Here is an 18,139-nt window from a genome sequence, read left to right as displayed (position 1 = left end):
TCTTTCTGGATCGAACACTGACCTCACATGAGCGGGATGCTGTAGCTCACCATCAGACGTGTTTCATCCTTGTCAGCGCTGTCGTTACCCCGGAACACCGCCCCTCTCCACATCAGGCCAAGCCCCTTGAACGTCCCCGAAGGCACGACGTAATCGATCCTCATATCTCGTTCCCACTCTTTGTTACTTTGAGTGGGCGTATCGATATGCCGACCGCTGATGTAGGTCACACTCGACTTCAGCCCCGTCAGACCAATCGCCGAAAAATCATAGGCGTACGTGCCGACCGTCGCCTCCTCCCCAGCATTGACAAACTTCAGCGACTGAGAGTTGGTAATCAAATACACAGAACGACCTTGCCCCTGGTTGATATGGGGAAAGTCACTTTCGCCAGTGGTTTTCTGATACCCGAGGCTCAACGAATGGCCTTGAAGGCTATAGGTAAACAGACCACTCCATAGTTTGTTGTCAACTTTTCCGACGTTGACCCCATTACCGTAGTAGCCCGCGCTGACGTAACCCTCGTTTCGTCCCGACTGGCTGCCATTCTTTCCGTCAGACGTACTGTAGAAATACCGGAGATCGGTCTTGAGCGTCCCCACGGGAAGCTGCCAGTTATGGATCAGCCCCAAAAAGTGCTGCTGATAAAAATCTTCCAGGCTGCCGTAGTAGTACTGGAGCTGTAGGTTTTTAGTGGGGTTGTAGTCGACGCCGGTGTAATAAAACTGGTTACTGAATTTTCCTTTTACAGGGTCGTTGGCACCCGCAATCGACATGCCTTGACCGTTTGTGGAGTTCCGGTCCAGCACTTGTTCGATGCGCCCCGCCATGAAGTTGAATTTATCCAGTTCCTTCGAGTCGACCTGCCAGCCGCGGAAGGTCTCGGGCAGCAATCGCCCATCCTCGTAAACCAGGACGGGAATTTTCGGTGTTAACGTGCCGACCTTCAGTTGGGTCTGCGAAATGCGAAACTTGGCGGTAGCTCCCGGTTTGCTGAAGTCGTTAGCGGCCTTACCGTCGTCCAAGGGAAATACACTACCGGGCGTATTACTTTCACCCGCTTTACCCGCACGCCCAGACGCATCAAGCCGAACCCCATACAGCATTTGCAGATCAAGCCCCACGCCGACCAACCCCTCAGTAAAGCCGGACTGGTAGTTGAGCATAAACGCTTGCCCCCACTCTTGGTCTGTAGGCGCCTTCTGATTCCGGGTGTCCTGATTAAAGTAAAAATTTCGAAGATCAAGGCTCGCTTTACTGTCCTCGATAAAACCCGATGCATAGCTGTGTTGAATACAGCCGAGTGTGACCACCAACGCCACCCGCGATGAATTTTTCATATGTGCTCCAGAAAGGCGAACACCTTCGCCCAAGGCATTGGCAAATAATTTTTATAGGGAGGACTGTGCGGTTCGTAAAAAACGAATACCTGTTCGTCAACGCAGACGAGTCCGAACTAAAGATAACGAGTTCGGCACACTTCAAACAGTAAACGGACTGATATTATCTATGACAAAAACCGCAACAATTTGCTGTCTAGAGACCGGGGTGGGCATGGAAACCTGGCCGACGCTCAGGAGACCTTGAGGAGGAGACGCTTACGCAACGGGCGTGCCTTCAGCACTATATTGCTGACAGCAATAATCTTTCCGCACTTTTCTAAATGACGTGCGATGTCCGGTTGAAAATCGGGCCCCTCATCCGCTCGCCGTGGTATGGATTTCGACTCCAGTGCCAGAACCGCCAACAAGCTAAGCTCATCAGGGCTGATGAACGGGGAGGAAGATTGGAGTAATTCGAAACGGGGGCGATCCTGTCGAATTTGCTGAATGAGCCGAATAAAACTCTCCGCAAGCTCGGCATTCAAACCCAGCTTGAAAAAGTTCGCCGCTGCAACGTTGAGCCCTTCGGTGGCATCGCAGACTGCGCGCATCCCTTTCAGCAGACATTGCTCCGCAGGGGAGCAATGCCGGGCACAATGCAAAATGCGAGACATCGTCGTCTCCCTCTAATAGCGGTCTCAGTTAATGAACTTCGTCGGTATCACTTCCGGCAACAAGGCCACTCGCTCGAGCAGTGGGGTGAACATCGCTCGCACTGCTCCCACGGCCGCCTCCTCGTCTCCATAAATGATTGCCTCGATGATCTTCGCGTGTGCAGCAAGGCTCGGCTCAAATAACGCATGAGCTGCATATATAGAAAGATACGGCCGGTGGAATGCTGCATTCAGCGATCTGTACACGGACCATAACACGTCATTGTGAGAAGCCGCGGCCACGGCTTCATGCACCGCCTGGTCACGATCCGAGAAACAGGCGAGATCATCGCTTTCGCTGTACTCACCTCGTCTCGCCAAAGCGAACCACAAGTCCCGGATATCGCTCATCGTTCGCCGACGAGCAGCCAGACGTGCTGTCTGGACCTCTAGAAGAAAATGCACTTCAAGGTAATCGCGAAGTGTAGATCTTATTGTTATACCTTCATCGGACATCATCTCGGCAACCCTCCGGGTGCACGCAGTGTTTTTTGCCACCGTGGCATGCGATTCATGCCAATGAGTGGCTCCATGGCGTCACAAGCGTCTCGGATGAAGGACGAACCTTCGGTGCTCGTTGCTTGGAAGGAGAACCCACATAAATGAAGCCCAGCAACTGGTCAGACGCTTCTTTCAACCCCAAGGCGTTGCGCACATCAGGGTCATAGGCATTGGGTCCCGTCGCCCAATAAGCGCCATAGCCGAAAAGATGCAGCGCGTTAAGCAGATTCATCGCCGCAGCGCCTACCGAGAGGATCTGCTCCACCTCGGGCACTCGCTCATCATCATAAATCCGTGCCCCCACTGCGATGATCATCGGTGCAGCGACAGCCTGACGCCGCGAACGGTCACCATTGTCGTCATCGCCACGCTTGACCGCTGCCGCTGCGAAAATATCGCCCAGCGCCGACAGCGCCTCTCCCTGAATCGTGAAAAAACGCCAAGGCTTGAGGTTGCTGTGGTCCGGCGCGCGCATCGTCGCCTCAAATACCTGATGCAACTCGTCTTCTGTGGGGACAGGTCCCACAAGAGGCCAGTACGATCGGCGACTCAAGAGTTGGGTCAGGAGTTCTGTTTTGGCCAGGTTATATTGGAAAACGCTCATAGGGTGACTCCCGAAACTTGAGTATCCATAGGCATCAGGATGGCAAACACGTCAGGCCATCTCTTGCCGATAGTATGTAGACTCATTCTCAAGAACACTCTCTGGATTGGGTCAAAAACTATTCCAATCCCGCCACCTTCCCCGGGTCTCGTCTGGGTTGACGATGACGGTACAGGTCAGGCCCGCAGCGAGTATCAAACCCTCGGGAACGTCATCCAGATGAATGCGCACGGGCACACGTTGCGCGAGGCGGACCCAGTTGAACGTGGGGTTCACATCCGCGATCAGTTCGCGGCTCTGTGGGTTATCCCGATCAAATATTCCACGCGCGATACCTTCCACATGCCCCTTGATGATCTCTCCGCTCATAAGCTGCATATCGGTAGGGTCTCCCACCCGAATGTAGGGAAGTTTGGTTTCCTCAAAAAAACCGTAAACCCAAAAGGAGTTCATATCGACGACAGCCATCTTGGCCTCCCCGATTTTTGCGTAGTCACCCCGATGCACATTCAGGTTGGTCACATACCCGTCGACGGCGGCCACCACCTTGGTGCGGCTCAAATTGAGTTGCGCGGCGTCCAACTCGGCCAGGGCCTGTCGATATTCCGCCTCTGCCGCACTCGCAATACTCCCCGCGTCCTCGCGGTTTTCGCTCGATATCACCAGATTGTCCATGTCAGCGCGGCGCTTGGCGTTGAGCTTGCGCATCTCCCATGTCGCCTTGCGCGATGACACCAATGCCTGAGCCTGCCTGACCGTCATCTGGTAATGCTCAGTGTCGATTTGCATCAACAAATCGCCCTTGTGAACGAGTTGGTTGTCTCGCACCGGAACATCCACGACCACACCAGACACATCGGCCGCGACGCTGATGACGTCCGCCCGGACACGCCCGTCGCGTGTCCATGGAGAGTCCATATAGTGAACCCACACCACGCGCCCAAAACAGAACGCTAACGCAACGACGATGAGCGTTGCGATCAGACTAACGATTTTTTTCATGCGAAAATCTCAACGATAAATGCCGAGCGCCAAAGCGCCGAAAATGCAGGTAAATACACACACCCGCATGAGCGCGGGATGCCAAAACAATCTGTACACGTTGCTTCGGGCAACCATTGCTCCCAGCGCCCATGCAATCGCCACCGCGATGAAAAAGGTCAGCGTCAAGGTCGGGACGTAGACGCCACCGATAGCCAGTTCATGAAACATAATGGTCTCCTTGCGATGGGTGAGCTGGAAGATGGATCGAAAGCGGAGTGTTCGGCGCAAGCAATGAGGTCCGGATAAAGTGCAGATAGCTTTCAACTCTGCGCAGGGGCGACGTTTGGAAATGTGAAGCGAAGGGTTCGGTGGTTTCTTGAACGCAGTTGATCGAGCGCTCCACTGCCGCCAGGCACCGCCGTAGATTTCCGGCACCTGGTTTGACGAAAAGCCTCATCAGAGCGCGGCTCATCAGGCGCAATGACTGGCGCCATGGCTCGGATTCCCGATAGCAGGGAAAATCGGGAAGCTTTGCCTCTTCGCGACGCAATTCGATGATTGCGTGCCCTACATCGAGTACAACCAACGTCCATCTCAACAGCGACCGCTGCACATCGGGATGGCCCGTGGCGAAACCGTTCGCCTGATGCATCAAATCCCGGGTGCCACTATCGAATCCAGACGCCAACGCCTGCAACGGTGCACGTATTGCAAACACGACCTGGCGCCTCAGGTCCCGCTCAAGCCGCCGCCATAGCCATGGACTGTTAGGTGGCAGAATGACCGCCCCCGCAACGGCGCAAACCAGCATTCCAAACACCATGGCCAAATAGTCGTTGATAAGGCCGTAGGGGTTATAAATCGTGAGGTTCGCCGGCACGGAGTTGGTCCCGAAGAACACCAGCATCCCTAGCCCGTAACCGGCCCATTGTGGACGAGCCAGCAGATAAGTACCGAGCATGATGACCGGCGCAATGACCAGGCAGAGCAATGGGAAGCCATCAATGAGCGGGTACACGAAAAACACTTCGAACACGCCGATCGCAGCCGTCGCCGCTGTCCCGCATGCAATCTGAAATGACATGCGCTTGGGGTTGGTGGAGAACGCCGAAAGCCCCACCGTTAACGCGGAGACCAGCGTCATCGCCGCACCACTTGGCCACGTGGTGACGATCCACAACCAACTGAGCACCAGCAGAACGCAGGCTGAACGCAATCCTGCGGCGATAGACGCCCACCAGTTCGTCTGCGCGACGAAGGGCTCGCTCCAATCTTCGCGAGCGTGCGAATGATCAGCCAGGGAAGCATGCGTCAGGGCGTATTCGCGCAATTCCTCGACAAAGCGATACAGCAATTCGTAGGCGGTATTGAAATCCAGCAACTCGTCTCTGGAGGGTTTGCCACGTTCAAAAATCGATCGTTTGATCCGGATCGCAGCAGGGAGCCTTTCCTTGAAAGTTTCGAGCTGGGCGGCCAGACGGTTGGCGTCGTCTTCTAAAAGAGACCGGCCAGCATAGGGCTCGATCAACGCGGCCAGCGCGACCCATTCAGCATTCGTACCCGAGGCATGAGCGCCCGCCCCCACATCCCCTCTTCGTTCCAACAGCTGATGCAGGGCGTTGAAGCGTGTGGTAACGGCCATGAACTCACTGTTCAACCTGTTCAAACGCCCGGAGCGACGACGCATTTCGGGATCTTCGAACGTGGTGATACTGCGCAGCACCTCAAGCCCGACCGCTTCTGAGAAGAAGCGCAGATTGACACGCTCGAACTCATCGTTTTTCCCGGTTTTGCGCAGACCGGTGACCGCGAAATCAGCAAAGCTACCAAAGCGTACGTTGACTGACTTGAGCAGCGCCGAGCTTGTGGTGAGCGGAAAAACCGTCGCACTGATCAAGGAGGCACAGCCAATGCCGAGTGAAATTTCCAGTACTCGCCATACTGCGGCCATAAATACCCTGTTGGGATGATCCACCACCGGCAAGGCGATCATCACTGCGGTGTAACCAGCCAGGACGAAGCCATACGCCCGGAAGTTTCGTTGTCTTGCCGCTCCCGTCGAACACACGAATACCCAAAGTGCCAACCCCCCCAAAAACAGCTCGTTGTTTTGAGGAAAGACAGCCATGAGCAGTACGCTGAATGCCGACCCGGCCAACGTACCGATGAACCGATAAATGCTTTTGGCGAGCACGTGACCGCTCAGGGGTTGCATCACGATAAACACGGTGGTGATCGCCGTGGCCGGCTGTGGCAATTCGAAGCGCATCGAGAGCCATAGGGTGAGGCAGGAGGCAATCAATGCCTTGAAAAGGTAAATCCAGGTAACGGCATCCGTCTGCGCCCAATCCTTGAGCGCATGCTTCAATGAAGAGCCAATGCCGGTGCGGGCAGCCCCGCCTGTGCGGATCATTCTTGCCCCATGAGACGATTCACCGCCTTCATCACGACGGGTGGCTCGGAAGGCAGCAGCCGGTCTTTGCCTACATCATCCGTCTGAGCGGAAACGTCCCCCCCCAGCGCCACCATCAGTCCAGCGTAAGTAGCGAGATGCGCAGCCTGGTTGCGCTGTTGTATACGCCGCTCATGAAGGAGGCGAGTTTGAGCGTTCAATACCTCGAGGTAACCTGTCAGCCCTCGTTGATAGGCGGTCATTGCGATGTCGAAAGACCGTTGAGCTGAAACCAGCCCCTCCTCGATAAACACCTTCTGCCTGTCCACTGAGTGGCTTCGTATGAGTTGCTCGCTGATCTGGCGTAGGGCCTGAATCAGTGTCTGGTTGTAGCCGGCCACGGCGACGTCGTATTCCGCAGACGCTTGACCCAGTTCCGATCGCAAACGCCCACCGTCAAAAATCGGCAAGGACAGGGCCGGGCCTACACTGTAGTTACGCTTGCTGTTCGCCAGGAACGAGAGCACGTCACCGCCGCTGGCGATGTAGCCCAAGCTGCCCACAAGGTCGATGTTAGGGTAGAAATTGGCATGGGCGACGTCGATGCCTCTTGCCTGCGCGGCCACATTCCAGCGACTCGCAACGACGTCGGGTCGTCGTCCTACCAGATCGGCCGTCAGTGCAGACGGCACGACCAAGCGTTGATCCAACGAAAGGTGTGGCCGCACTAGGTCCGCCGCCGCACCCGGCCCGCGGCCACTCAGCGCAGCCAGCTGGTTCGTGCTCAAAGCGATGGCCTCATCCAAGGCTTCGATTTGCCGCTTGGTCTCGGCGATAGGCGTCTCGGTCTGAGACACCTCCAAATACGTCCCCAGACCTCCCTTTAGCCGCTGTTCGGCCAGCTGTTGCATCTGCATTTGCTGGCTGAGCGTTGCCTGCATCACGTCGCGTTCGGCGTAGTGCAACGAAAACTCAACGTAGACCCGGACGATCGCGCCCTGCAGATCCAGCCGAACCATACGCTCCTGCGCGGCGCTCATATGGGCCAAATCAAGAAACCTGGCAGCGGCATTCTCGTGTCTGTTCCAGAGATCCAGCGGGTAGCTCAAAACCAGGGAGGCCGTGTTATCCCAGGTTTGCGTACCCGACAGCCCGCCAGGTCCATAGAAAGGGTCGTCAGGCCAATTGCGGCGTCTGATCGCCCCTTCACCGGTGATTTGCAGGGACTCTTTCGACTCCGCCAAGCCTGCGATGGCTTTTGCTTCGCGCAGTCGACCCGCGGCCATCGCAACATCCGGGTTGGACCCGACGGCTGCCCTGATCCAGCGGTCAAGCTGTGGATCGCCATAGGCCAGCCACCATTGGGATCGGGGCCACCCTGCCTCTTTCACAGCCCGAGCAATGTCTTGGCCGCCAGCCACCTTTTCGTTGCTGATTAGCTGCTCGCGCGGCCCTATTCCGCCTGTCGAGACACATCCATGTAACAGAATAAGAACACACAGTAAGCCGTGGAATTTTCGTTTCTGAGGGATAAAACGTAACACTGTGAAAACTCCCGGCTTCATTGCGACTGAGGACGCGGCACCCTAAACACCCGTCGGCATTCTGTTAAGTCGTTGAGTCCGTGAATATTTGTTACCTAACGCGTGATAATTAATGTCATTGTCGGGCATTGTTACTTTGTGTCACACTTCAGCCTGACCATCGTGGAGGAAGGTGATGGACATTTTACAAAATATGCGCGTTTTCAGATGCGTTGCTGAAGCAGGCAGTTTTACGGGCGCCGCCACGCGGCTCGATACCACCACGACCAGTATATCGAGGGCCATTTCGCACCTTGAGACTCATTTAAGAGCTCGACTGTTCAATCGCACCACACGACACACTTCGCTTACCGATTCCGGAAAGCGATATCTGCTCAGGTGTGAACAAATACTGCGATCGGTTGACGAGGCCGAGCGTGAAATTGGCGATGCGCACAGTCGACCGACTGGCCAGCTAAATGTCCACTCCATGACGGGAATTGGACAGCACTACATCATTGATGCCATTGCCAAATATCGGAAACACTATCCGGACGTCTCATTCAATCTGAGCATGAATAATCGAATCCCTAACCTCGTGACCGAGGGCTATGATGTTTCGATCATGCTCGCTATTGATTTGCCGGACTCTAGCCACGTTTCGCAGAAACTGGGCACTACTTACAGCATTGTCTGCGCATCCCCTTCATATGTGAAAACATTCGGCGCCCCTCAGACCCCTGTCGATTTATTGCATCATGCGTGTCTTCGACTTGTGAGTGCTGTTATTCCGTTAGAGCAGTGGGCATTCGAGGGGCCCGACGGGCATGAAGACGTGACGATCACCACCTCACCGTTCATTGTCGATTCCGTAGATGCCATGAAAGCCGCGATCAGCAACGACATGGGTGTTGGAATCCTGCCAATTCACGCTGCAATCAAGGGGTTACGCAACGGGAGCCTCGTTCGTGTCCTGCCGAAATATCGTTTGGAGGAGCTAGGCCTATACGCCATTTATCCTTCCCGACAATACCTGGATGCGAAAATAAAAACATGGGTTGAATACCTGCGTGGCTCGCTGCCCGAAGTGCTGGCGGATCATAAGGCCGTTTTAAAAATAAGAGATCTTGTCACGCTGGACTGAACGCTTCATCACACCTCCCCCGCTCCTGACGTATTAACGTCTTGTCGCTACTTTTTGAATGGATGCAGGAATAGCCCGACACTTAATCGCGTCAGGGGCTGAGCGTTGATCGTGACCGAATATGAAATACTCTATCGTTGAGATGGAGATTTTACACAGTGGAGAAAGGGATATTCTACAGATGGCTCGCACAGCAACGCTGATGTGACGCTGATCGCTTAATAGCCCGTCCGACACGCCTAACTCTTGGATCAGTTAGAGATGCCCGGACCCTTCACAGGTCATTTTCATGAGAACCGCCTTTTTACTTGCTCTCCTTCCCATCGCAACTCTTGCACTGGCTGACACTTCCAGCCATTCCAGCACCACAACTTCTGTGGAACAGAGCGCCTCTCCCCTAGAGGAGGATTACAACTACTCGACGCATTTAGACATTGCAAAAGTTAGAGATGTTGACGACGTGTCTGCGATCTGCGGTATTGCGCCCGTCAAAATGACTTACGATGACAGCCAAGGAAAAACGCATATTCTGCGGTATATGATGATGGGCGGTGGTTGCAATAGCGGTAATTGACAGCCGTGCGCTTTACATGGGAGGTGCCCTGCACCCCCCATGGAATATTACCCCTGTATCAGCTTAGTGCTTTTAACCATCTTGTTGCTTCTCTTCTTGCGACAGCGTCGGCTTCAATGACCTGCTCTAGTGTGCGCACTGGAACTTCCGCCACGTGCTGTAAAGTACAGTCCACAATATCCGCGATTTGCGTGAACGCCACGTGCCCAGACAAAAATGCCTGAACGGCGACTTCGTTAGCTGCGTTCAGTATTGCAGGTGCGGAGCCACCGGCGGTCGCAGCCTCGCGTGCCAGCCTCAAGCAGGGAAATCGTTCCTCGTCGGGTGATTCAAAATCAAGTCGAGCCACCTTCAGCAGGTCCAACGTCGCCACTCCGGACTCTATACGCTGAGGCCAGGCAAGCGCGTGACTGATGGGAACGCGCATGTCAGGGTTTCCGAGATGAGCCAGCATTGAGCCGTCCACATAGTCAACGAGCGAATGCACAACGCTTTGAGGATGAATGACCACTTCCACCTTGCTGGGAGCAGCGTTGAATAGCCAGCAGGCCTCAATCAGCTCCAGCCCTTTGTTCATGAGCGTCGCAGAATCAACCGAGATCTTTCTGCCCATCGACCAGGTCGGGTGCGCACAGGCTTGCTCAACAGTGACCTCGCGCAACAATTGAGCGGGCGTGTTGCGCAAGGGTCCGCCTGAGGCGGTCAGGATGATCCGCCGCACCCCCACTGCCGACAGACCGTCATGAGGTCGGAACGGAAGGCACTGAAAAATCGCGTTGTGCTCACTGTCGATCGGCATGATCGTCGCACCGCTCTCACGCACTAATTGCATGAACAATGCGCCCGACATGACGAGCGCTTCTTTATTTGCCAACAGTATTTTCTTGCCGGCGCGGACGGCGGACAACGTCGAGGAGAGACCGGCGCTGCCTACGATTGCAGCAACCACAGTGTCTACGTCTTGATGGCTCGCAACGAAATCGAGGCTGTCGGCACCCGCCAACACCATAGTATCCAGGCCTGCCTCGACGAGCCGACGCTGAAAGCTCTCCTGATCCTCGGCCCGGGGAATGACCACATACTGGGGACGGTGGCGTACACAGAGTTTTTCAAGTGCTGCCAGACGGCTGTATCCGCTCAGCGCAAAGACTTCGTATTTCCCTGGATGAAGACCGATGACATCGAGCGTGCTGGCGCCTACCGACCCCGTCGCACCCAGTACGCAAACCCTTTGTGGCCTGCTTTGCAGCGCATGCGCAGACAGTCGCCCCATGTCCAGCATCGACTTCGAACCCTGCGTCTCCGGGGCTTGCACGCTGCCACCTGCCTCTCTGGGGAGTGCGCCACGATCAAGGCTGTTGATGTCGTGATCATTAGATATACCCGGCATACACACCGACCCGCTTCGCTTGTCTTTCGTTGACGTGGTCCACGGCATCGGGCGCGTGGAAATTCGCGTCATTAGGGACGTATTTCCAAAAAATCGTCATTGGAAAACAGTCAAAAGATATCGGCATCGCGCCAATTTTATGAATTGACCGTCTCAGGCGCGCCTCAGTATTGGGCCCGGCCTGTCGATGCGTTTTCGGTAGTACAGTGATTCAAGCTTTTTTTGGTTCTTTTTTCTAAACCTTTAAGTGGTCAATTTAGTGGGAAACGGAGACCCACTGAAATGACCTTCAAAACCAAAATGCATCACTTTAATGTGCGAACGATCCTTGCCGTGGCGATCACCGGGGCGATACTCGCCAGCGGTTCCGCCATGGCTGCTACGCAACCTGCTGCGAGTTCTGCTAACGCGACATCCCTGGCCCTGAGCGCGTCCCAACGCGTAATGGCCCCTAAAGAAGCTGGCAACCTGCTCTCATCCAATGCCATCGGCAATCTTGATCCCGCGCTGGCAGCCGTGGCGGGGCGCGCTGATCAGATGACCTATCGATCCTTCTCGCTCAAAGGCGATCCTATCGTCGTCAGCGGCGCGCTGTTTACGCCTAAGGGCAAAGCACCAAAGGGTGGCTGGCCCGTGGTGTCTTGGGGCCACGGATCATCAGGGACCAATGATCAATGCGCCCCTTCGATGGTGCAAAACAAAGACGGCAAAATCGATCTTTATGGTTACGGAGGATTTATCGCCGAACTGCTTAAGGCCGGGTACGCCGTCGTTGCAACCGATTACGAAGGTTTGGGTACGCCCGGGGAGCACCCTTACATCATCGCCGACAGTGAAGCGCGCGGCATGATCGATGCGGTACGTGCAGGTCTTCACGCCGAGCCTGCACTCTCTAAATCGTGGTTTTCGGTAGGCCACTCTCAAGGCGGTCAAGCCGCCATCGCGGCCGGGGAATTGTCCGGCAGTTGGGGCCGAGGCCTCGACTTCCGCGGGACCGTCGGCTTGGCTCCGGTCACAAATATCGGCGCGGCCTACTACTACGGCTCGCCCGGCCCCGTTGACCGAGGCTTTTACCTACTGGCGTTGCAAGGCCTGAAAACCCAGCATCCTGAGTTGAAATACGAGGACTACCTGGGGAGCCAGGCATTGAAGATGCTTCCTGAGACCCAGAAGGAATGCACGTTCAAGATATGGCAAGACTTCTCGGCGAACCTCGGTGACAAGCTGAACGACTTCCAGTTCACCCCTCAGAGTCCAGAAGCCGCGCTGGCCTTGCAGCCTCTGTTGGACGCCCAGAGCGTCCCGCGCGGGCACACCCCTGGGCCAATGTTGTTGCTGCAAGGCGATCATGACCCTTCGATCAAAGCGGCAGTCACCACCCAAGCCGTGCGCAATGCCAGGGCCGCGGGTACTCAGGCAGAGTTTCGACTCTACCCTGGCAAAGACCACTACTCAGTGCTCGCCCCGGCCAGCGCCGGCGGATCGTCTACCGATGTCATCAAGTGGCTGGATAGCCACAAGTCGACGCACTGAAGTCAGCGCTCCAGGCATAACAACCACATCACCGTTGCCTGGAGCATCTGCCCACCGGCACCCACGCAGGTGGGCGCTTTCGAACGTCGGATGTCCATGTGCCGCCGCTGAAAAACCGAACTCACCGATAGAAGGAACGTCATGATGGATAACCGTAGTGGACCGTACGCAGCACTGTTACTGCGCTTGATTCTGGGCACCATGTTTCTTGCCCACGGCTTGACCAAGCTACTGGTACTGACCCCCGCCGGAACCGCTGACTTGTTTCAAAGGGTGGGTTTTCCAGGGTTTCTCGCGTATCCAATCATTGCCTTTGAGATTGGCGCGGGGGTGATGCTCGTCTTGGGTATCTACGCGCGCTGGATCGCTGCAATCGCGTTCATACAGCTGCTCGTAGCCTCCACGGTTCATTTCGGCAACGGCTGGAGTTTTTCGAATCCGAAAGGCGGCTGGGAATACCCGGTGTTTCTGGCACTGACCGCCTTGGCACTGGCCCTTCTGGGTGACGGCATTTACGTACTGAAACGATCCGGTACGCCATGAATCTGCTGACAGGCTCCGCCACGTGACCGTTCCCGTACCGGCACTCGCGGCTCCGGGTGTCCACGTCATCACTCATGCATCGTTGCGTCGCTGCAGGCCTGCGCGTGCAAAGGCTTCTGATAATGCCTGATAAATCCCGCTCCAGACGTTGGTTTCTGATTCACAGCTGGATGGCATTGCCGATCTGGTTCTTCGTGCTGTTTGTCTGCGTCACTGGGACGCTGGCTGTCGTCAGCGAGGAGATCGTCTGGCTAACGCACCCGGAAGCCCGCGCCACCAAGCCGTCGGACGCTGCTGTGCTGATGAGCTACGACCAGATGATCGAAAAAATGAAGCAAGCATCTCCCGGGCTGATCGTGCAGTCCATCCGCCCGCACAACGAAACCCATTTCGCGACCACGATGCAGGTGTCCTACTCCGACGGGCGCTTGGCGGAAGTCTATGTGAATCCCTATACGGGCTTGATTCAGGGGGAAAGCGCAGCTTTCAACTTCAAAAAATTCACTCGAGCGCTGCACGGCTGGTTACTGGTCCCGTTCAGCAACGGTTACAGCTGGGGCTGGTACGTTGTCTCATTCTTGGGTGTTCTCTTGACGGGCTCGGTCGTCACAGGCGTTGTCGTTTACAAACGCTTCTGGCGAGGCTTTTTCAAAGCGCCGCGACTGGCGCATGGCGCACGGGTGTTTTGGGGGGACTTTCATCGGCTTGCCGGGCTGTGGTCGATGGGATTCGTTGCGCTGATTGCAGTCACCGCGACCTGGTTTCTGGTGCAGGCGGTACTGAGTGACCATCACATTGAATTTCCCGACCCGCCAGCATCTCAGCTGATGACGGATAACGACATCCCTAAAACGCCCGCCGGTTCTTATCCCCAACCGCTCAACCCGGATCAGGCGATTCATCTCGTCAGCAAACGCATTCCAGGCTTTCAACCCGGCTATATCAATCTGCCTCGTCATGCGTACGACTACCTCGACATTGGCGGTCAGGGAAAGGTCCCGTTCATCTACCAATCTGTATCGATGAACCCTTATACCGGCGCAATCGCCATCTCCAGGCTCATGCGTGACCGCCCAACCCTTGAAGTCCTGGTCAAGATGATGCGACCCCTTCATACCGGCGACTTCGGTGGGCTGTGGATCAAACTGATTTGGTGTTTCTTTGGCATCCTTCTGTCGCTGATGGTACTCAGCGGCCTGCTGATCTGGAGCAAACGTACCGTTAAAGCCACAGCCAGCCTGCTCAACCGCAGCGCCCGTCGCCGCCGTTCTATCGCGCCCCCCGTATTGGACGAAACCCGATGACCCACTCTGTTCCGAGCAACGCGCCAGGCCGTCCGACTTCGACGCTGCGCCAAGCATGGCGCACGTACCGCGTTCACCTGAACGTTCTGTTGATACTGATTCCTGTGGCGTTCATCCCGACGTACTTTTCGGACTTCGCGAACCGCGTCGACGGTGGCCCGGACGGATACACCCTCGGGGAGATCGACACAGGCCCTTGCTCACTGTTGCTGACCGAACACGCCTCCGGCGGACAGGTGAGACGCTTCACAGCGGCATTGAGTGAACGATGCCGCAATGACGTCAAGGCCACCTACCTTCATGTCGGCAAATCCAGCGACCCGCGTACCCTTACAGACATTTTTTCTGGAACGCCCAACCGGATGAGCGCAACGGTCACGCTCACGTCCCCGCGCAAGGTTGGCGAAGAACTGTGGGTCACGATGCTGGGATGGGACGGGAGCGTACATCAGGCGCGTGCTCACATGGATCAAGCGAGCGGCGACAGAATGGCGTCTTCGAGCATCCGGAGGGACGGCGCAACGTCGCTCGAATGATCCCTATGGACAACTGGTTGCACGGACAAAGGTGACAGTTTGACGCGCTGCTTTACCCACTCATTAACGACTGATCATACGTGGTGACAGTGACATGAAGATCTCTTACCCATTACCGCCTCTAAGCCCCACGACATTGCAGACTCCCGTGGTAACACCTGGCCCGCCTGGGACCGACGCAACGACAAGCGCACAGGTCAACAGCAATAGCGCCAGCCCAGCGTTCACGGTCAAGATTTCCAGCGACGCGAAGCGAGAAGCAGGGGATGACAAATACGCCGACATCGACAAAGCCTCGCTGCCGGAAGATGTCAAAGAAGCGCTGAAAAACATCCGCAAGTTGCAGGAGCGCATGGCGGAAAAACAGCGCGAGATTCAACAGATCATGCAAGATGACTCGTTGTCCGAAGAGACTAAAAAGTCTCGCCGGCAAGCCGCCATTGCCGAGTTGCAGATCATGGAATCTGCGATGTCCGACGCCCAGAACGCACTCAACACGCGCATGAGCTCACACAACCTCGATGCCAAAGACCGGGCCTTGGCGAAGGGCCTTGTAGGCATGAAGTAAACCAAAGATGGGGTGATCTACGGTAGCGCTCATCGGCGCCGCGCCCCATCTGACGCGCCGATCGCGGGCCTTCGGCCTCTGAGGGAGAGGAGTCACCGTGCGGTGACTCCCAAGGCCCATTCAGCGCAAGGTGTATCCGCCGTCCACCACGATCTCTTGACCGTAAATGCTTCGCGAGCCGGCGGACAACAGCCACAGGATCACATCAGCAACCGCATGCGGCTCAAGAAACTTCCCATCAAGTAGCCGACTGTTCACGGCACTGGCGACTTCCGACAGCTCGACATTGCCAAGCCCCAGGGAACCCCAGATAGGCGTCGCGGTAGGGCCGGGAGAAACGATATTCACGCGAATATCGCTGGCGGCGAGTTCGACCGCCAGGGTCCGTGCGTGACTGATCAACGCTGTCTTGGACGCGATGTATCCGGCAAGTCCGGGGAACGCCAATCGCGACAGAAACGTGCCGATGAATACAACGCTCGCAGGCTTCGTCAGTTGCTCTTTCAAGGCCGCCACCGTGTTCAAGGCAGCGGCGCCATTGACCTCCCACAATCGATTGAACGCGGCAGTATCGGTCCCTTGAGCCAGCATCGCGATGCCGGCGTTCGGGACGATGAAGTCCACAGGCCCGAGTTCCCGAGCCATTCCTGCCAGCCGCTCCAGGTCACTGGCCTGGGTGACATCCCCTTTTAGCCGGTGTAAGCGGGTTGAATATTTCTCCTGCAGAAGCTCAAGTCCGCCGACGCGACGCGCCATGGCAATGACGGTCGTACCTGCGTCCAATAGACGCTCCGTGACCGCCAACCCGATCCCGGAACTTGCGCCTGTGACCACAGCCAATCGTTTATCGAACTCACTCATGTCGTTTTCCTTTTTGTGTTAGCCCTGAAACTGAGCAACGCATTACAGATACCGTGCCATAACTAATAATTGTTATTTATCAGAGAGTTATGAACAGTTAGAGTCATTATGACTTGCTAGAAAAATGTCCTAAAGACAACGCTCTATGTCTTTTTGACCATGAGCGATCACCCGCTCGCAGGTCATGAATACCTATTCGCCTGAGGGGAAGTTCGTGGGATGAGGCGGCTTATAGATAAAGGCGATGCGTCAGGTCGTAAGGACGCCGGACGAGGCTAGTGGAAGCGCTCGATGGATTAAATGACCAATTTCAGCTTTTACGTCGATCCAATGCCAAGGCGAATAACAGCGTTACATTGTTGAGTTCTGCCGGGGGCTTAAAGAGGCATATGAATTTGGGCATGGTTGAATCGCAAAATGTCATTACTCGACATTCGTCTAAACGTTTTTAATAAAGAGGTCTGCAGGGTCGGACTGAGGATTGTACGGCCCCTCGAAACGATTGACCCGCTAATCCCATGACACCTCACAAGGTTGGTGCGTTCTGCGGAGCGCCAGGTGAGTCAGATGACCGAACATAATAATAAGGCCCTCATGAGCGGTTCATCGGTATCGATCTGCGCCCGCGCCTTCCTCTCGAACAGCTACGCCTCTATAAGCCTGCCAACGCTTTCCAGTGCTTGGCACCGGGCCCCCCTTGCTTTGATTCATCAAAGGGGCGCGCTCACTGCACCGACTTAAACCGTTCATGACGTGCGGGATGCGCACTGGCCGGGCCCTCAGGTTGCGCTTGGCATCCCTCAGCCCTCCCCCTTGCATCGCCTTTCTGAATCCTGCGGAGTTCATCATGCGAACGCTACGAAATATCCCTATTACCCGTCGACTCTGGTTGATTCTCGTTGTGTCTCTGGTGATGTTGGTTGCATTGGCAACGCTGATGCTGGTCAGGAGTTATAACAATCTCTACACCGAAAGAGTGCAGCAAATCCGCAACGCCGTTGAGAACACCCAAGGGGTATTCAGATACTTTCATGACCTGGAGCAAGCCTCCAAGCTGAGCCGTGAGCAAGCACAGGAACAGGCGAAGCAAGCCGTTCGCGGCTTGCGGTATGCGGGCCAGGAATATTTTTTCATTCAGACCCTGGACCGGATCATGTTAATGAATCCGGTCAATACCCAACTGGAAGGACAGGACCTGACTGGATTGAAAGACAGCGATGGCTTTCCATTCAACGTTGAAATGTCGCGGGTCATCAAAGAGCACGGTTCCGGAACCGTTGGCTACAGATGGAAGAAACAGGGATTTGAAGAGCCGGTGGAAAAAGTCTCTTATGTCGAGCTTTTCGAACCGTGGGGTTGGGTGTTGGGCACCGGTGTTTACATGGATGACATCAAAGCGCAGTTTCGTGCGGAGTTGATGATGACGGTTGCGATCTGTGTGCTGATCGCTTTGTTGTTGACGGCCACGATCAGCTTTATCGTGCGAAGTATTTCTCTCCCCCTTCGGCGAACTGTCCAAGCCATGGCGAACATCGCCAGCGGTGAAAGCGACCTGAGGGCCCAGCTTGAAGTAGGCGGCAATGACGAGCTGACAGGATTGGCCATTTCTTTCAATGGGTTTGTGGCCAAGCTGCGCGGGGTCATTGC

The 18,139-nt window shown here is 55.7% G+C and carries 18 protein-coding genes and 1 pseudogene; 8 read left to right on the top strand and 11 right to left on the bottom strand.

Annotation, left to right across the window (positions count from 1 at the left end; translation table 11 throughout):
• Positions 1–23: 23 nt before the first annotated feature.
• From GVN17_RS09845 to GVN17_RS09810, 8 genes are all read right to left on the bottom strand, one after another.
• On the bottom strand, positions 24–1,340 hold the full coding sequence (locus GVN17_RS09845; protein ID WP_166595059.1) for an OprD family porin: 1,317 nt from the start codon (positions 1,338–1,340) through the stop codon (positions 24–26).
• A gap of 233 nt (positions 1,341–1,573) precedes the next feature.
• Positions 1,574–1,996 carry a hypothetical protein gene (locus GVN17_RS09840; protein WP_166595058.1) on the bottom strand — a complete coding sequence of 141 codons (423 nt, stop codon included), beginning with the start codon at positions 1,994–1,996 and terminating at the stop codon, positions 1,574–1,576.
• Positions 1,997–2,020: 24 nt separating this feature from the next.
• A complete protein-coding gene (locus tag GVN17_RS09835; RefSeq protein WP_166595057.1) occupies positions 2,021–2,494 on the bottom strand; it encodes a FadR/GntR family transcriptional regulator in 474 nt (157 codons plus the stop codon).
• Positions 2,495–2,546: 52 nt separating this feature from the next.
• Positions 2,547–3,140 (bottom strand): nitroreductase, encoded by a 594-nt coding sequence (locus GVN17_RS09830; protein WP_166595056.1) that lies wholly within the window; start codon positions 3,138–3,140, stop codon positions 2,547–2,549.
• A gap of 111 nt (positions 3,141–3,251) precedes the next feature.
• Positions 3,252–4,142 (bottom strand): HlyD family secretion protein, encoded by an 891-nt coding sequence (locus GVN17_RS09825; protein ID WP_166595055.1) that lies wholly within the window; start codon positions 4,140–4,142, stop codon positions 3,252–3,254.
• A 9-nt stretch (positions 4,143–4,151) separates the two neighbouring features.
• Positions 4,152–4,352: a DUF1656 domain-containing protein gene (locus GVN17_RS09820; protein WP_166595054.1), complete on the bottom strand. Its 201-nt coding sequence runs from the start codon at positions 4,350–4,352 to the stop codon at positions 4,152–4,154.
• Positions 4,342–6,537 (bottom strand): FUSC family protein, encoded by a 2,196-nt coding sequence (locus tag GVN17_RS09815; RefSeq protein ID WP_166595053.1) that lies wholly within the window; start codon positions 6,535–6,537, stop codon positions 4,342–4,344. Before GVN17_RS09815 ends, GVN17_RS09820 begins: the two co-directional genes overlap by 11 nt.
• The gene (locus tag GVN17_RS09810) at positions 6,534–8,060 is read right to left on the bottom strand and encodes an efflux transporter outer membrane subunit (RefSeq protein ID WP_371928520.1); all 1,527 of its coding nucleotides are present in this window, start codon (positions 8,058–8,060) and stop codon (positions 6,534–6,536) included. Before GVN17_RS09810 ends, GVN17_RS09815 begins: the two co-directional genes overlap by 4 nt.
• Positions 8,061–8,235: 175 nt before the next feature.
• Between GVN17_RS09810 and GVN17_RS09805 the strand changes: the two genes are divergently transcribed.
• On the top strand, positions 8,236–9,183 hold the full coding sequence (locus GVN17_RS09805; protein ID WP_166595051.1) for a LysR family transcriptional regulator: 948 nt from the start codon (positions 8,236–8,238) through the stop codon (positions 9,181–9,183).
• 289 nt (positions 9,184–9,472) lie between these two features.
• Positions 9,473–9,757 carry a DUF2790 domain-containing protein gene (locus GVN17_RS09800; RefSeq protein WP_166595050.1) on the top strand — a complete coding sequence of 95 codons (285 nt, stop codon included), beginning with the start codon at positions 9,473–9,475 and terminating at the stop codon, positions 9,755–9,757.
• 58 nt (positions 9,758–9,815) lie between these two features.
• Here GVN17_RS09800 and ispC read toward each other — a convergent pair whose 3' ends face one another.
• A complete protein-coding gene (gene ispC, locus GVN17_RS09795; RefSeq protein WP_166595177.1) occupies positions 9,816–11,030 on the bottom strand; it encodes a 1-deoxy-D-xylulose-5-phosphate reductoisomerase in 1,215 nt (404 codons plus the stop codon).
• Between the two features lie 399 nt (positions 11,031–11,429).
• Here ispC and GVN17_RS09790 point away from each other — a divergent pair, with 399 nt between their 5' ends.
• A complete protein-coding gene (locus GVN17_RS09790) occupies positions 11,430–12,680 on the top strand; it encodes a S9 family peptidase (protein WP_166595049.1) in 1,251 nt (416 codons plus the stop codon).
• A gap of 2 nt (positions 12,681–12,682) precedes the next feature.
• Here GVN17_RS09790 and GVN17_RS09785 read toward each other — a convergent pair whose 3' ends face one another.
• The gene (locus GVN17_RS09785) at positions 12,683–12,823 is read right to left on the bottom strand and encodes a hypothetical protein (RefSeq protein WP_166595048.1); all 141 of its coding nucleotides are present in this window, start codon (positions 12,821–12,823) and stop codon (positions 12,683–12,685) included.
• Between GVN17_RS09785 and GVN17_RS09780 the strand changes: the two genes are divergently transcribed.
• From GVN17_RS09780 to GVN17_RS09765, 4 genes are all read left to right on the top strand, one after another.
• Positions 12,822–13,223, top strand: a complete 402-nt coding sequence (locus GVN17_RS09780; protein ID WP_166595047.1) for a DoxX family protein — start codon at positions 12,822–12,824, stop codon at positions 13,221–13,223. The two genes, GVN17_RS09785 and GVN17_RS09780, sit on opposite strands and share 2 nt — an antisense overlap.
• 122 nt (positions 13,224–13,345) lie before the next feature.
• A complete protein-coding gene (locus GVN17_RS09775) occupies positions 13,346–14,527 on the top strand; it encodes a PepSY domain-containing protein (protein ID WP_166595046.1) in 1,182 nt (393 codons plus the stop codon).
• On the top strand, positions 14,524–15,063 hold the full coding sequence (locus tag GVN17_RS09770; protein ID WP_166595045.1) for a thiamine pyrophosphate-binding protein: 540 nt from the start codon (positions 14,524–14,526) through the stop codon (positions 15,061–15,063). Before GVN17_RS09775 ends, GVN17_RS09770 begins: the two co-directional genes overlap by 4 nt.
• Positions 15,064–15,157: 94 nt before the next feature.
• Complete coding sequence (locus tag GVN17_RS09765) at positions 15,158–15,631, top strand: hypothetical protein (RefSeq protein WP_166595044.1); 474 nt, start codon at positions 15,158–15,160, stop codon at positions 15,629–15,631.
• Between the two features lie 120 nt (positions 15,632–15,751).
• Here the strand turns inward: GVN17_RS09765 and GVN17_RS09760 are convergent, their stop codons facing one another.
• Positions 15,752–16,492, bottom strand: a complete 741-nt coding sequence (locus tag GVN17_RS09760) for an SDR family NAD(P)-dependent oxidoreductase (protein WP_166595043.1) — start codon at positions 16,490–16,492, stop codon at positions 15,752–15,754.
• Between the two features lie 748 nt (positions 16,493–17,240).
• Here GVN17_RS09760 and GVN17_RS29930 point away from each other — a divergent pair.
• Positions 17,241–18,116, top strand: a pseudogene (locus tag GVN17_RS29930) (cache domain-containing protein); the annotation flags it as partial.
• Positions 18,117–18,139: the final 23 nt, after the last annotated feature.

The organism is Pseudomonas sp. SLFW (assembly GCF_009905615.1).
In the GTDB taxonomy this organism is placed as follows: Bacteria; Pseudomonadota; Gammaproteobacteria; order Pseudomonadales; family Pseudomonadaceae; genus Aquipseudomonas; species Aquipseudomonas bambusae.
This window is presented reverse-complemented; position numbering and strand designations above follow the sequence as displayed.

Bases quoted from the DNA above. Each gene is read 5' to 3' on its own strand.
- GVN17_RS09805 (WP_166595051.1), top strand. From the start codon at position 8,236: ATGGACATTTTACAAAATATGCGCGTTTTCAGATGCGTTGCTGAAGCA.
- GVN17_RS09820 (WP_166595054.1), bottom strand. From the start codon at position 4,352: ATGTTTCATGAACTGGCTATCGGTGGCGTCTACGTCCCGACCTTGACG.
- ispC (WP_166595177.1), bottom strand. From the start codon at position 11,030: ATGGGGCGACTGTCTGCGCATGCGCTGCAAAGCAGGCCACAAAGGGTT.
- GVN17_RS09760 (WP_166595043.1), bottom strand. From the start codon at position 16,492: ATGAGTGAGTTCGATAAACGATTGGCTGTGGTCACAGGCGCAAGTTCC.
- GVN17_RS09780 (WP_166595047.1), top strand. From the start codon at position 12,822: ATGATGGATAACCGTAGTGGACCGTACGCAGCACTGTTACTGCGCTTG.
- GVN17_RS09825 (WP_166595055.1), bottom strand. From the start codon at position 4,142: ATGAAAAAAATCGTTAGTCTGATCGCAACGCTCATCGTCGTTGCGTTA.
- GVN17_RS09815 (WP_166595053.1), bottom strand. From the start codon at position 6,537: ATGATCCGCACAGGCGGGGCTGCCCGCACCGGCATTGGCTCTTCATTG.
- GVN17_RS09845 (WP_166595059.1), bottom strand. From the start codon at position 1,340: ATGAAAAATTCATCGCGGGTGGCGTTGGTGGTCACACTCGGCTGTATT.
- GVN17_RS09770 (WP_166595045.1), top strand. From the start codon at position 14,524: ATGACCCACTCTGTTCCGAGCAACGCGCCAGGCCGTCCGACTTCGACG.
- GVN17_RS09800 (WP_166595050.1), top strand. From the start codon at position 9,473: ATGAGAACCGCCTTTTTACTTGCTCTCCTTCCCATCGCAACTCTTGCA.
- GVN17_RS09790 (WP_166595049.1), top strand. From the start codon at position 11,430: ATGACCTTCAAAACCAAAATGCATCACTTTAATGTGCGAACGATCCTT.
- GVN17_RS09830 (WP_166595056.1), bottom strand. From the start codon at position 3,140: ATGAGCGTTTTCCAATATAACCTGGCCAAAACAGAACTCCTGACCCAA.
- GVN17_RS09840 (WP_166595058.1), bottom strand. From the start codon at position 1,996: ATGTCTCGCATTTTGCATTGTGCCCGGCATTGCTCCCCTGCGGAGCAA.
- GVN17_RS09785 (WP_166595048.1), bottom strand. From the start codon at position 12,823: ATGACGTTCCTTCTATCGGTGAGTTCGGTTTTTCAGCGGCGGCACATG.
- GVN17_RS09775 (WP_166595046.1), top strand. From the start codon at position 13,346: ATGCCTGATAAATCCCGCTCCAGACGTTGGTTTCTGATTCACAGCTGG.
- GVN17_RS09835 (WP_166595057.1), bottom strand. From the start codon at position 2,494: ATGATGTCCGATGAAGGTATAACAATAAGATCTACACTTCGCGATTAC.
- GVN17_RS09765 (WP_166595044.1), top strand. From the start codon at position 15,158: ATGAAGATCTCTTACCCATTACCGCCTCTAAGCCCCACGACATTGCAG.